The sequence below is a fragment of the Aeromonas veronii genome (assembly GCA_041319085.1).
GTDB classification, from domain to species: Bacteria; Pseudomonadota; Gammaproteobacteria; order Enterobacterales; family Aeromonadaceae; genus Aeromonas; species Aeromonas veronii_F.
In genome coordinates, this window is sequence record CP101033.1 from 2,333,521 (window position 1) to 2,346,974 (window position 13,454).

At 61.1% G+C, this 13,454-nt stretch carries 12 protein-coding genes; 8 read left to right on the forward strand and 4 right to left on the reverse strand.

All coding sequences use genetic code 11. The features are described 5' to 3' along the window. Positions 1 to 35: 35 nt before the first annotated feature. Together NMD14_11205 and NMD14_11210 are read left to right on the forward strand one after the other, a co-directional pair. A complete protein-coding gene (locus NMD14_11205) occupies positions 36 to 953 on the forward strand; it encodes a DMT family transporter (GenBank protein XEI31369.1) in 918 nt (305 codons plus the stop codon). A gap of 71 nt (positions 954 to 1,024) precedes the next feature. After that, the gene (locus NMD14_11210) at positions 1,025 to 1,903 is read left to right on the forward strand and encodes a LysR family transcriptional regulator (protein ID XEI31370.1); all 879 of its coding nucleotides are present in this window, start codon (positions 1,025 to 1,027) and stop codon (positions 1,901 to 1,903) included. Between the two features lie 78 nt (positions 1,904 to 1,981). Here the strand turns inward: NMD14_11210 and NMD14_11215 are convergent, their stop codons facing one another. The 4 genes from NMD14_11215 to NMD14_11230 form a co-directional block, all read right to left on the reverse strand. Next, positions 1,982 to 2,758 (reverse strand): TSUP family transporter, encoded by a 777-nt coding sequence (locus NMD14_11215; protein XEI31371.1) that lies wholly within the window; start codon positions 2,756 to 2,758, stop codon positions 1,982 to 1,984. Positions 2,759 to 2,960: 202 nt separating this feature from the next. Next, positions 2,961 to 3,716 (reverse strand): DTW domain-containing protein, encoded by a 756-nt coding sequence (locus tag NMD14_11220; protein XEI31372.1) that lies wholly within the window; start codon positions 3,714 to 3,716, stop codon positions 2,961 to 2,963. A gap of 174 nt (positions 3,717 to 3,890) precedes the next feature. Next, entirely contained in the window at positions 3,891 to 5,102 is a 1,212-nt protein-coding gene (locus NMD14_11225; protein XEI31373.1) for an ROK family protein, read from the reverse strand. 130 nt (positions 5,103 to 5,232) lie between these two features. Further along, positions 5,233 to 6,849, reverse strand: a complete 1,617-nt coding sequence (locus NMD14_11230) for a methyl-accepting chemotaxis protein (protein XEI34749.1) — start codon at positions 6,847 to 6,849, stop codon at positions 5,233 to 5,235. A gap of 227 nt (positions 6,850 to 7,076) precedes the next feature. Between NMD14_11230 and NMD14_11235 the strand changes: the two genes are divergently transcribed. The 6 genes from NMD14_11235 to glpC all read left to right on the forward strand — a co-directional run bounded on the left by NMD14_11235 (position 7,077) and on the right by glpC (position 13,429). Continuing rightward, the gene (locus tag NMD14_11235) at positions 7,077 to 8,243 is read left to right on the forward strand and encodes a transposase (protein ID XEI31374.1); all 1,167 of its coding nucleotides are present in this window, start codon (positions 7,077 to 7,079) and stop codon (positions 8,241 to 8,243) included. Positions 8,244 to 8,412: 169 nt separating this feature from the next. Further along, positions 8,413 to 8,868: a YchJ family protein gene (locus NMD14_11240; protein ID XEI31375.1), complete on the forward strand. Its 456-nt coding sequence runs from the start codon at positions 8,413 to 8,415 to the stop codon at positions 8,866 to 8,868. Positions 8,869 to 9,107: 239 nt separating this feature from the next. Next, positions 9,108 to 10,781: an anaerobic glycerol-3-phosphate dehydrogenase subunit A gene (glpA, locus tag NMD14_11245; protein ID XEI31376.1), complete on the forward strand. Its 1,674-nt coding sequence runs from the start codon at positions 9,108 to 9,110 to the stop codon at positions 10,779 to 10,781. Then, positions 10,771 to 12,033 (forward strand): glycerol-3-phosphate dehydrogenase subunit GlpB, encoded by a 1,263-nt coding sequence (glpB, locus tag NMD14_11250; protein XEI31377.1) that lies wholly within the window; start codon positions 10,771 to 10,773, stop codon positions 12,031 to 12,033. The genes glpA and glpB overlap by 11 nt, the downstream gene beginning before the upstream one ends. Before the next feature lies 1 nt (position 12,034). Beyond that, on the forward strand, positions 12,035 to 12,175 hold the full coding sequence (locus NMD14_11255) for a hypothetical protein (GenBank protein XEI31378.1): 141 nt from the start codon (positions 12,035 to 12,037) through the stop codon (positions 12,173 to 12,175). A 51-nt stretch (positions 12,176 to 12,226) separates the two neighbouring features. Continuing rightward, positions 12,227 to 13,429 (forward strand): anaerobic glycerol-3-phosphate dehydrogenase subunit GlpC, encoded by a 1,203-nt coding sequence (gene glpC / locus NMD14_11260; protein ID XEI31379.1) that lies wholly within the window; start codon positions 12,227 to 12,229, stop codon positions 13,427 to 13,429. Positions 13,430 to 13,454: the final 25 nt, after the last annotated feature.

A 13,454-nucleotide genomic window follows, 5' to 3' on the forward strand; every position in this document is an offset into this window, starting at 1 on the left:
TGGGGTATCCCTCCCCCTGACTCACCGGAACTGTGATGAACCTGATGCTCTATCTTGCCACCGTGCTTATCTGGGGCAGTACCTGGATTGCCATCGCCTGGCAACTTGGTCCCATTCCCATCGAGGTGTCGGTGCTCTACCGCTTCCTGCTGGCGGCGGTGGCGCTGTTTGCCCTGCTCACTGCCAGCGGTCGCTTTCCGCGCCTCCCCTGGCACGGCCAGCGTTACGCCGTGCTGCTTGGCACCCTGCTCTTTTCCACCAACTTTCTCTGTTTCTACCACGCCACCCGCTACATTCCGAGCGGCATGTCGGCAGTGATCTTTGCCAGTGCCAGCATCTTCAACGGTCTCAACCTCTGGCTGTTCGAGAACAAGCGCCCCACCCTGCGCTGGCTGCAAGGCTCCATGCTGGGGCTTCTGGGTACCCTGCTGCTGTTCTGGCCGGTACTGGCGGATGCGCAACTGGGTGCAAACGGCTGGAAGGGGCTACTGCTCGCCTGCGGCGGCACCCTCTGCTTTTCGCTGGGCAATCTGGTCTCGGCCCGGGGCCAGCGCCACGGCTACCACGTACTGCAACTGGTGCCCTGGGGCATGGTTTACGGCGTGGTGCTGTTGCTGGGCTGGGTCACATTGCTCGGGCAGCAACTGGTAGTGCCGACCGACAGCCACTATCTGGCGGCCATGGTCTATCTCGCCCTGTTTGGCTCGGTGATCGCCTTTACCGCCTACCTGACGCTGGTGGGGCGCATCGGTGCCAGCAAGGCCTCCTACGCCACCGTGCTCTTTCCGCTGGTGGCGCTTACCCTCTCCACCTTCTACGAAGGCTTTGTCTGGCAGCCGGTCTCGGTGGCCGGGGTGGTGATCAGCCTGATCGGCAATCTGGTGATCTTCGCGCCGCCCTTAAGCGAATGGCGCATTCGACAGTCCAAGGCAGCAAACGACGCTTGCTCCTGAGGCGGTCAGCCCCTAAGGTAGCGCAGATCCCATCGGTGGCGATCCTGACGGCGATAAACAAGGGGGGCGAGATGTTACTGGAAGGGCTGGAGACGCTGAGTCTGCTGGCGAGCGAAGGGACCATGGCCAAGGTGGCCAGTCGCCTCTATATCAGCCAGTCGGCGGTAAGCAAGCGGATTGCCCAGCTGGAGCAGCGCCTCGGCAAGAAGCTGATCGAGCCGGAGGGGCGTCAGATCCGCCTCACCCCGCAGGCAAGGGAGCTGCTTGAGCGAGTGGCCCCGAGTCTGGCCGAAATGAAAGGGGTGCTGGCCGATAGCCAGGATCTGGCGGATCACAGCCCCCTCCCCGTCGCCTGCTCCGAAACCCTGTTGGCGGGCTACCTCGCCCACTTTATGCGCGACTATCTGGAGCACGATCCCCACCTTGCCCTCTCCACCCACCACACGCCGGTCATTCTGGCGCGGGTACGCAGCGGCGATGCCCTACTCGGCATCTGCGCCGGTCGGCTCCCTCCCGGCCATGGCCTCGGCGCCGATCTGCTGCTGGAAGAGCCCTTCTATCTGGTTGGCGAGCCTGTGGGTGAGGCGCAGCAGAGCCTGCCGCCAGCCAGCGCAGGGAGCAGGTGCAAGATCCTCGCCATGGATCTGGAGAACCCCTCCAACCGCTATCTGCGCGAACCACTAGCAGAGATGGGGCTGGAGCCCGCCATGGAGCTCGACTCCTATCTGGCACTCATCGAACTCGCCAAGGCGGGCATTGGCCCGGTGCTGTTGCCCGCCGGTCTGCTGGCACTGGTAGGAGAACAGGGTGCGATGGCGCGTCCACTGCCCGGACTGGGGCGCCCCCTGCATCTGGTCTATCGGCAGAGCAGCCTCAAGCGTGAGCGGATCGCTAGGCTGGTGAGCGCCCTGCACCAACACTTTCGTCACTACAGCGACACGCCGCGCTAGCTGTCGCAACTCACCAGATGCGGCAACGGGGCCCTAGGGCCCCGTAACGGTCAGAGTTGTCGCGCACTCGCCGCAAACTCAGATCCAGGCAAACAGCTCCGGATACTGGCTCCACACCAGCTTGGCAGACATCAGCAGAGAGACGGTCACCAGCAGCGGCTTGATCAGCTTCACCCCTTGTTTGAGCACCATCTTGGAGCCGAAGCGGGCACCGATAAACTGCCCCAACGCCATGCAGAAACCGACGCTCCACACCACCTTGCCACCTAGAGCAAAGAACAGCAGGGAGGCGATGTTGGAGGTGAAGTTGAGCAACTTGGTGTGAGCGGTGGCGCGCGCCATGCCAAAACCCGCCAGCGCCACGAAACCGATGGCAAAAAACGATCCTGTGCCCGGCCCGAAAAAGCCGTCATAAAAGCCGACACCGCCCCCCACCAGCAGCGCAAACAGCATGGGAGTGAGACGGCGGGAGCTCTCGGCATCACTCACTCGCGGCGAGAAGTAGAAGTAGCAGGCAAAAGCCATCAGCAGGAAAGGGAGCAAGCGTTCGAGAATGGCGGCGTCGATGGTCTGCACCGCCAGTGCGCCAATGGCTGCACCGATAAAGGTGCAGATCACCGCAGGCCAGATCATGGCCCACTCCAGCAGCCCTTTGCGGCCATAAAACCAGGTGGCGGAGAAGGAGCCGAAACTACTCTGCAGCTTGTTGGTGCCGAGCACCAGCGCTGGCGGTATGCCGGTGGCAAGCAAGGCCGGCACCGTCAGCAGACCGCCGCCACCGGCGATGGCGTCGATAAAGCCGGCGACGAGCGCCACACCGAACAGGGCAAACAGGGTAACCAGTTCCAATTCCATCCATAGGCCTCACGAGAGAGAATTGCCCGAAGAGCCGGGCAACCGGAGATAACAAAAACGGGGTTGTACAGGGGACTGCACAGGCTGTCCGCTATCCTAGCGAGCCACTGACCATGAATCTAACGAAACAGTGGCAGACAATTGATTCCTGATTTTCATTAATTTGAGCTGCCACGCCCCTGCCCCAGCCCTCAGAGGCCCACTACAGCGCCGGTGATGCGGTGTCCGCGTCCTTGATGGCCGCCAGCGCCTCACACAGATGATCCTCATCGGCACCGGGGAAACGACTGACCCGACCGGCCATGTAACGGCTGCTGAACAGATTGAACCAGTGTTGCAGTGCCTGCCCCGCCTTGAGCTCCCCCGCCACTTCCAGCACGCAGGCCGCCACTTCGGCGGTGCAGAGGTGCTCGTCGCAGTTGGCGACCCGCATGCCGTAGGTGGAGAGTGCATCAGGCTTGATGGCGAGCACCGGAAAACCGTCGAGATAGGGGCTCTTGTTGAACATCTTGCGCGCCTCCGGCCAGGTGCCGTCGAGCAGGATAAAGAGCGGCTTTTTACCGGGCGCCAGCGTCACCTCACCGGTCAGGCGAGCAGGCTCCTTCTCGCAGGCGGGAAAGACCACATAGGGCTGCCAGGCAGGATCGGCCAGCAGGGCCAGCAACTCGGGATGGGGCTGGGTACGCGACCAGAGAAACGCCCAGGTGGTATCTGGCAAGACATCGGCGATCAGGCGACCGGTGTTGGAGGGCTTCATCGGCTCGCTGTCATACATCAGCAGGCAGAAACCGGCCTCCGCTTTGAGCTCGGGGCGCCACTCGCAGGCACACCAGTCCTCGCGCAGCTGACAGGCCGGACAGCGGGCCAGGGTGCCGCCACGGGCAAGAAACGGTCGGGTAGAGATACTCTTGCGCCAGGCCCGCAGGCGGTTGACGGCGTGATCAGGAACAGGCTTCATCTAGGTTCACTACTGGAGTCAAAACAGGAACGGCAGCGGTGCCAACATGTCACTGTGCCACAGGGCCCGATAACAGGGAGGCTGCCGGAAAAGCGCAAGATTGTACCCAGTTACGCGCTGGCGGAACAGCAATCCCTGCCCCTTTCGCCAGACGCCGAGCCAACCCCTCTTGCCTTACGACGCCTGAGAGCTGCGCAGCAGCGCCAGCAACAGGCTGCCATCGCGCAGTGCCTTGTGCACCTGCACCGAAGTGGGCTTGGTGGGATCTTCGTAGAAGTGGGTGGATTCAATTTGCAGCCGCACCAGATATTCGGCGGGCAACTGGCTGGCCAGCGACTGGTGCAGCATGGGGAACAGCAGCCGATCGGCACGGGTGATCTCGCCCCCCAGCAGCAGCTTGCCCGGATTGAGCAGGCAGATGAGGTTGGAGAGTACCTTTGAGAGGCGGCCCGCCGCCTGATGGAGAATATCCTGACAGAGGCTGTTGCCCGCCAGCGCCAGCTCGCACAGCTCGCGGATGGTGACGCTCTCGGGCAAGTCGTGCTCCTGCATCCGCTCGCGCAGATCCCGGTATTGCGCCTCCAGCGCCTGATTGGTCACCAGGGTGCAGGCGCAGCCAAAGCCGCCGCAATAGCAGCGCTGGCCATAGGGTTCGAGCTGCAGGTGACTGAGATCGCCGAGCAGCGCGTTTTCGCTCTCGATGAGCTGGCCGTTGACCACCATGCCAACCCCGATGTCGTTGTGAACAAACACCAGCACCGCATCGGCGCAATTTTTGGCAGCCCCCCACTCCCGCTCGGCCTGGATCCAGGTGCGCACGTCACCGCTCACCAGCACAGGTACCGAGAACGCCTGTTGCAGAGTCGGGCCAAGGGGCCAGTTGCGCAGATCGTAGAAGGGGAAGTGCTTGACCATGCCGGAGTGGCGCTCTACCTGACCCGGCAGACAGAGGGCAATACAGGCCAGACTGAGGGACTTTTTCGGCAAAAACACCTTGATGGCGTGCACCAGACTGCCCAACAGATCGGCGCGCTCCTCCTCGGTAAAGAGGTGGCGCTGGCGGGCCAGCGAACGACCTGAGAAGTCAAACAGCGCCATATCCACGTAGCCACGGCCAAGACGCATGGAGAGAAACTGGAAGCGGCGCTCGTTGATGCGCAGCAGGGTCTGACGACGGCCGCGCCCCACCGAACTTTCACCACAGGTGACCACCAGACCGCCATCGAGCAGTTCACGGGTGATCTTGGTGATGCTGGCCGGCGAGAGGCCGGTCAGGCGGGAGAGATCGGTGCGCGACAGCTCCTTGTGCTCTTCCAGGCTGGCATAGACCAGGCCGTAGTTGAGCTGCCGGATCAAGTCGATACTGCCTTTCACGATCTCATTCATAGGCTATGGATTAAGGGCTGAAACAGAAGCCGCCGATTTTCACACATTATTGGGCAATCCCCAAATAAAGTGCGGCTTGAACCGGGGTTCAAACCGCATCTTGTGGTTGCCGTCACGGACCCTGGCAGGATCAATAACGGAATTGCGCCACCAGTTTGCGCAATTTGTCGCCGGTACTGGCCAGATCGCGGGTGGTACTGTTGGACTCCACTGCCGCACTGGTCAGCTCACTGACAATCTGCTGAATAGCCACCAGGTTCTTGTTGATCTCCTCCGAGACCGCATGTTGCTCTTCGGCGGCGGTGGCGATCTGGATATTCATGTCGTTGATGGTACTGACCGCCATCACCATGCTGTCGAGGGAGCTGGCGATGTGGCTCGCCTCCTGCACCGTCTCCTGGCTGCGCTCTTCGCTCGCTTGCATCACCTCCACCGCCTGTTTGACGCCGCCCTGCAGCCGCTGCAGCATCTCGTTGATCTCTTTGGTGCTCTGCTGGGTACGACCGGCCAGCGAACGCACTTCGTCCGCCACCACCGCAAAGCCGCGCCCCTGTTCACCGGCCCGGGCCGCCTCGATGGCGGCGTTCAGCGCCAGCAGGTTGGTCTGCTCGGCAATGCCGCGAATGACCTCCACCACGGATCCAATCTTGGCGGTCTCTTGCGCCAACTGCTCGATAACGCCGGAGGCGGTATGCACCTCCCCCACCAGCCGGTTGATACTGTTGATGGCCCCGCTCACCACGCCACGGGCAGCGTCCGATTCACGGGCCGCATCGCTGGTTGCCGTCGCGGCATTGGAGGCACTGGCCGCCACCTCCTGGGCGGTGGAGCTCATCTCGGTCACCGCGGTGACCACCTGATCGGTCTCGCGACTGTGGCCCTGCATCTGATGGTCATAGTGCACGCTCAGATGGTGCAGCTTGTCGACTGCGCTGAAGAGGTGGGTGCTGGTCTCGCCCACCTGACTCACCACCGACTGGATCCGCTCGACAAAGCGGTTGAACGCGCTGGCCAGTTGGCCAATCTCATCCTGGCTTTGCATCTTGAGGCGCTGGGTCAGATCCCCCTCCCCGTCGGCAATGTCATTGAGCGCCGACACCGCATCCGCCAGCGGTTTGGTAACCCGGTTGCCCACCATGACAGTTGCCGCCAGGGTAATACCAAGGATCACCAGGATCACCAGCACACTGCTCTGCAGCGAGGCATGCATGTTGCTCTCGCGCTCGGCCCGCAGGGCCACCAGCTCGTTGTCGATATCATCGATATAAAAACCGGTACCAATGGCCCACTGGTATTTGTCCAGCACCAGAGTAAAGGCCAGCTTGGGGGCATCGCGACCGATGGAGGGCTTGGCCGTCCAGTATTCGGTAAAGCCATCCCCCTGACGGGCCGACTTGAGGATCTCCTGGATCAGCAACTTGCCCTTGGCATCCTTGTCGTTCCAGCGGTTTTTCCCCTCCAGCTCAGCGCGTACAGGCAACAAGATGGTGTTGCCCTCGAAGTCATAGACAAAGAAGTAGCCGTCACTGCTATAACGCAGCGGCCTGAGCAACTCTTTGACCTTTTGACGATTCTCCGGTGAATCCGGCAGGGCATACACGGCATCGATGGCGGTTTTGGCCATCATGATGTAACTGCTGAGCAGCGCTTTACGCTCCTTGATGGCATTTTCCCTCGCCACCACCAGATCAGACTCCAGATCGCGCTTGGAGACCATGTAGTTACTGAGATTGACCACCAGGGCCATCAACAGCACGGGGACTGCTCCCAGTAACAGGATTTTCTGCTTTAGCAGATGCCCCGTAAACCCTAGCCCAATCGGGCGGGGATATTAGGGGAGATAATCTGATGCGTTTGCGAGCCCGCCTATGTCTTCAGTGTCTCGACAGTCGCGCCTGCCGCACGTCCGCAGCGGTTGTTGATTTCACTGGCACGCGCTATAACTGTGCTTATATACAGCCTGTGTTTTTAATCATGAAAAGAGCCACAAAAGTACGCATTTACCCCACCGGGGAACAAGCGGCATTCCTCAATGCCCAGTTCGGCGCGGTGCGGTTCGCGTACAACAAAGCCCTTCATATTCAGCGGCACATGCTCCAGCGCCACGGGGTTTCACTGAAACCCAAACGCGACTTGAAACCCCTGCTCGCCGTGGCAAAAAAATCGCGCAAATACAGCTGGCTGAAAGAGTACGATTCACAAGCCTTACAGCAGGCGGTGATCAACCTGGATAAGGCATTCGCCAATTTTTTCAACCCCAAGCTCAAGGCCAGGATGCCCACCTTCAAGAGCAAGAGAGGCAGGCAATCGAGCTACCACCCCAATGGCAAAGTGCTGGCTGATGCCATCCTGTTACCGAAGATGACGCCCATCCGAGCTGTCATTCACCGAGATATTATCGGCGTGGTCTCCAGCATCACGGTCAGCCGTGGCCCGACAGAGAAATACTATGCCTCCATCCTTTGCGATGATGGCCGTGAGGCTCCCGCCAAGCCCTCCCTCATCACAGCGGTGACAGGCTATGATATGGGGCTGTCCCACTACCTCATTGCGTCGAGTGGCAAAAAGATGGCCAACCCGCGCCATCTTATCAACGCCAGTCGCAATCTGCGGCGAAAGCAAAAAGCACTGTCTCGCAAGACAGAAGGCAGTGCCAATCGTAGTAAGGCCAAATTACAGCTGGCCGCCCTGCACGAGCGGGTAGCCAATGCTCGCGCTGATTTTCAGCACAAACTCTCTCGCACGATAGTTGACGATAACCAAGCGATCATCGTGGAGACGCTTAAAACAACCAATATGATGAAAAACCACAAGCTGGCCCGCGCCATTGGCGATGCTGGCTGGCATGGTTTTATCATGAGGCTGGAGTACAAAGCCCAAGCGGCGGGCCGCCACCGAATCAAACTCGATCAGTGGTTCGCCAGCTCTAAACCATGTAGTGAGTGCGGCTACAAGATGCCGGAGATGCCACTTCATCAACGACAGTGGGTATGTCCAGCGTGTGGGGCAGAGCATGACCGCGACATCAACGCGGCCATGAACATTCGACAGCAAGGAATATTGGAATTAAAAGCGGCGGGGCTCGCCGTTTCTGCCCATGGAGGCCAGCGTAAATCCGTCAATCTGACGGTAGCGGCCTAAGAAGTGGGAAGCCTCGCCGCTTGCGGCGGGGAGCAGTCACCGTCATCTTTCACATCCTTGCAGTTGTTTTTATTGGCATTCCTTGCTTTCTCATCAGTATAGGTGCTGGCAGGGTGAGCCCAGCTTTCGTTACACTCCCCTTAAACAAATCGGCCAGAACGTGAAAATCATGAATCTTTGTCCTTGCGGCTCAACCCTTTCTCTCGAATTGTGCTGTGGCTCACGCCACAGTGGCGCGGTGGCTGACACCCCGGAGCAGCTGATGCGCTCACGCTACAGCGCCTTCGTGCTCGGGCTGGGGGAGTATCTGGTCCATAGCTGGCATCCGGCTCACCTTCACGGTCTCACTGCCGAAGAGCTCTCTCGCAGCGACACCCGCTGGGACGGTCTCGAGATCATCGCCAGCCAGGGCGGCCCGCAGGATGACACCGGGATGGTGGAGTTCAAAGCCTGGTTTCTGGAGGGGGATGAGCGTCACTGCCTCCATGAACGTTCCCGCTTCGTGCGTTATCAGGGACGCTGGGTCTACACCGAGGGAGAGCAGGATCCGGCTCCCCTCAAGGCGGGACGCAACGATCCCTGCCCCTGTGGCAGCGGCAAAAAGCACAAGAAGTGCTGCGGCTGACGTGCCCCCCCACCAGACTCGTCAAACAGTGACAAGGGGCATCCGATGCCCCTTTCTTGTGCCTGTCATTCGCCAGCAGCCGACAAATCGATGCGATAACAAGCGTGACAAATGTCACATAATGCTCATTAACGCGCGCAAAAATGAGCGTTTGCGAACGCAAATTTGGCCCATATCAAACATTTCCACTCAGAAGTAGGCCACACTGGCCTCATCTGGAAGAGATGAGACGGGCAACAATGAAAAGAATAACTACACAAGTCGTCATCATAGGCGGCGGTGCCACAGGGGCCGGCATCATGCGCGATTGCGCACTGCGCGGCATCGACTGCATCCTGCTCGAGCGCGATGATATCGCCGCTGGCACCACCGGCCGCAACCACGGCCTGCTCCACTCCGGAGCCCGCTACGCGGTGACGGATCAGGAGTCTGCCCGCGAATGCATCCAGGAAAACCGCATCCTCAAGCGGATTGCCAGCCACTGTGTCGAAGACACGGGCGGCCTCTTCCTCACCCTGCCGGAAGATGACATCAATTTCCAACGCACTTTTATGGATGCCTGCGCCCTGGCCGGTATCGACACCCGTCAGCTTGATCCCCGCGAAGCCATGCTGCTCGAGCCCAACGCCAACCCGGCGATGATCGGCGCCATCCATGTGCCGGACGGCACGGTCGATCCGTTCCGCCTCGCCGCCGCAAACGTGCTGGATGCCAAGGAGCACGGCGCCCGCATCTTCACCCACAGCAAGGTGTTGGGGCTGCTGCGCACCCAGGATCGGGTGCACGGGGTCAAAGCGATCAACACCCGCACCGGCGAAGCGTTCGAGGTGGAGTGTCAGGAGGTGATCAACGCCGCCGGCATCTGGGGCCAGCAAATTTGCGAATATGCCGATCTCGGCATCCGCATGTTCCCGGCCAAGGGCTCCCTGCTCATCATGGATTACCGTATCAACCAGCTGGTGCTCAACCGCGCCCGCAAACCTGCAGATGCGGACATTCTTGTGCCGGGCGATACCATCTCCCTGATCGGTACCACGTCGAGTCGTATCGATTACAACAAGATTGACCAACTCACCGTCGAACCAGAAGAGGTCGAGGTGCTGCTGCGCGAGGGGATCAAGCTCGCTCCCATTATGGCCCGCACCCGTCTGCTGCGCGCCTACGCCGGGGTACGCCCGCTGGTGGCGGTGGACGGTGACGACACCGGCCGCAACATCAGTCGCGGCATCGTGCTGCTCGATCACGCCGAGCGCGATGGCCTCAAGGGCTTCAACACCATCACCGGCGGCAAGCTGATGACCTACCGCCTGATGGCCGAATGGGCCACCGATCTGCTGGCCAAGAAGCTCGGTAACAGCACGCCCTGCCAGACCGCCACACTGAGCCTGCCTGGCTCGCGGGATCCGGAAAAGGTCTCCGCTCCCGGTCTATCTGTACCGGTCGAAGGCTCAGCCCAATACCGCCACGGCGAGCGGGTTATCGCCTTCTTCCGTGATAATCCCAAGGCCAACGCCCTCATCTGCGAGTGCGAAATGGTCACCGCGGGCGAAATCGAATACGCCCTGCGCGAGCTGGATGTGGACAACCTCATCGACCTGCGCCGCCGCACCCGTCTGGGAATGGGCCCCTGTCAGGGCGAGCTGTGCGCCTACCGCGCCGCCGGTCTGATGCAGGAGTATGGCAAGGCTGACGGTCGTCAGGCCTGCGTCATGCTGCGCCAGTTCCTGGAGGAGCGTTACAAGGGGACCCGCCCCGTCCTGTGGGGCGATGCCCTGCGCGAGGCCGAGTTCACCTACTGGATCTACGAAGGGCTGTTTGGCCTGGGGGAGTGGACGGCGCCGCAACTGGTTGCAGATACCCCACGCGACCCAACCAGCGAGACCACTAACAAGGAGAGCCGTCATGAAGTTTGACAATATCGTTATCGGCGGTGGCATGGCGGGACTCTCGGCCGCCCTGCGGTTGGTGGAGGCGGGCCAAAAGACCCTGCTGATGGCCTCCGGCCAGAGTGCGCTGCACTTCTCCTCCGGCTCGATCGATCTGCTCGAAAGCGAGGGGGATCCCCGCGCAGCGCTGCCTGCCTTTATGGCAGCCCATCCGGATCACCCCTACAGCAAAGTCGGCATGCAGAATATCGAGGCGAGCCTGGCCGATCTGCAGCGCCACTGCGCCGAGCAGGGGTTGCCGCTGGTGCGCCACGAGACCAACCATGAGCGTCTGACGCCCATCGGTACCCTCAAGCGCACCTGGCTCTCCCCCGATACCTGCGCCTGCGTCACCGATGCCCCCATTCCGGATAGCCTGTTGCTGGCCACCCTCGAGGGCTTTCGCGACTTTCATCCGGCACTGGCGGCCGCCAATCTGGCGACCCATCCCCGTTTTGCCCACTGCCGAATTCTGACCGGCGAGATCCGCCTGCCCCAGCTGGCCGAATTCAGCCGCAACCCCCACGAGTTTCGCTCCGCCGACATCGCGCGCCTCTGTGACAAGCATCATCTGGTGGCCGATCTGGCCCGCGAGATCAGCCGCATGGTACTGGAGTGTGGCGAACCTGGCTGCCGCCATATCGTGCTGCCCGCATGCCTCTCGCTGGGGCTGGTTGGCCCGCGTCTGGCGGAGCTGGAGCAGCGCACCGGCTGCACCATCAAGGAAGTGGCCACCATGCCGCCGTCGCTGATCGGGATGCGGATGCAGGAGGCGCTCAAGCGCCGCTTTATGACCCTTGGCGGCACCTTCCTCACCAGCGAGCGGGTGCTGGGCGCCCGTTACGAAGGTGACCGGGTCATCGGCGTACACAGCCAAAATGGCGATGATCAGCTGTTTGAAGCGGACAACTTCGTGCTCGCCTCCGGCAGCTTCTTCAGCCGTGGGCTGGAGTCCCGCCTGCGCGGCATTCGCGAACCCATCTTCGATGCCGATGTGTTGAGTCTGGAGGAGCGTGACGCCTGGGCCGGCCGCCGCCTGTTCGATCACCACCCCTTTATGGGCTTCGGGGTCAAGACCGACGACAAGCTGCGGGTGCTGCGCGGCGGCAAGCCACTCGCCAACCTCTATGGCGCGGGCAGCGTGCTGGCGCACTATGACCCCATCAAGGAGGGCTCAGGATCCGGTGTTGCCGTTGCCACCGGCTGGCAGGCCGCCGGCCATATTCTGGCGGAGGGTTAAGATGCACCACACATTTCCATTTGAACAACGCCGCGTACTGGCCCATTACGATGCCCAATCAAATAGAGAAGGTTCCGGCTCCGGTGTTGCCGTTGCCACCGGCTGGCAGGCCGCTGGCCATATTTTGAGTTCAGCCCAATGATGATTTTGTCCCATATCCCGTGCCTTCACACCCTACGGGAGGAGAACTGACATGCTACTGGATCACGCCAACCAAACTTTTGATCAGTGCATCAAATGCACCGTCTGTACCGCCTACTGCCCGGTGGCCAAGGCTAACCCGGCCTACCCCGGCCCGAAGCAGGCGGGTCCGGATGGCGAGCGGCTGCGGATCAAGAGCCCGGAGCTGTTTGACAGCGCCCTCAAGCACTGTACCAACTGCAAGCGCTGTGAAGTGGCCTGCCCGAGCGGAGTGCGCATCGGCGACATCATCGCCAAGGCCAAACACCAATACAGCGGCTTCAAACCGGGGATCCGCGAGTTCGTGCTCTCCCACACCGATCTGATGGGCAGCATGTCTACCCTGATGGCGCCGGTGGTCAACTTCACCACCGGCCTCAAGCCGATGAAGCTGGTGCTGGACAAGGCGCTGGGGGTCTCCTCCCACCGCGACCTGCCCAAATACTCCCAGGGCACCTTCCGCGGCTGGTACAAGAAGCAAAAAGAAGCTCAGACTCGTTATGAGCGCCAAATCGCCTATTTCCACGGCTGCTACGTCAACTACAACCACCCGCAGCTCGGCAAGGAGTTGGTGCAGGTGCTCAACGCCATGAACATCGGCGTGCAGTTGCTGGAGCGGGAGAAGTGCTGTGGCGTACCGCTGATTGCCAACGGCTTCATGGACAAGGCCAAGCAGCAGGCGGCCTTCAACATCAAGCAGATGGAAAACTCCCTGCTCGGCAACGAGATGCCACTGCTGGCCACCTCCTCCACCTGCGGCTTCACCCTGCGGGACGAATACCCCCACCTGCTGGAGCAGGACAACCACAAAGTGCGGGATCGCATCTCACTGGTGACCCGCTTCCTGTGGAACGAGTTCTACAAGGGCAACAAACCGGCGATGAAGCCGCTCAATCTGCACATCGCCTACCACACTCCCTGCCACATGGAGAAGATGGGGGGCGTCATCTATACCCTCGAATTGCTGCGCGCGATTCCCGGGGTCAAGGTGACAGTGCTGGAGTCCCAGTGCTGCGGCATCGCCGGTACCTACGGCTTCAAGTCGGAGAACTACGAAACCAGCCAGACCATCGGCGAAGGGCTGTTTGATCAGATCAACCGCCTCTCCCCCGATCTGGTGATCACCGATTGCGAAACCTGCAAATGGCAGATTGAGATGAGCACCAGCTTCCGCTGTGAACATCCGATCCACCTGCTGGCCCAGGCGCTGGCCTGAATCCCCCGGCCCTTGCGGCCGCATA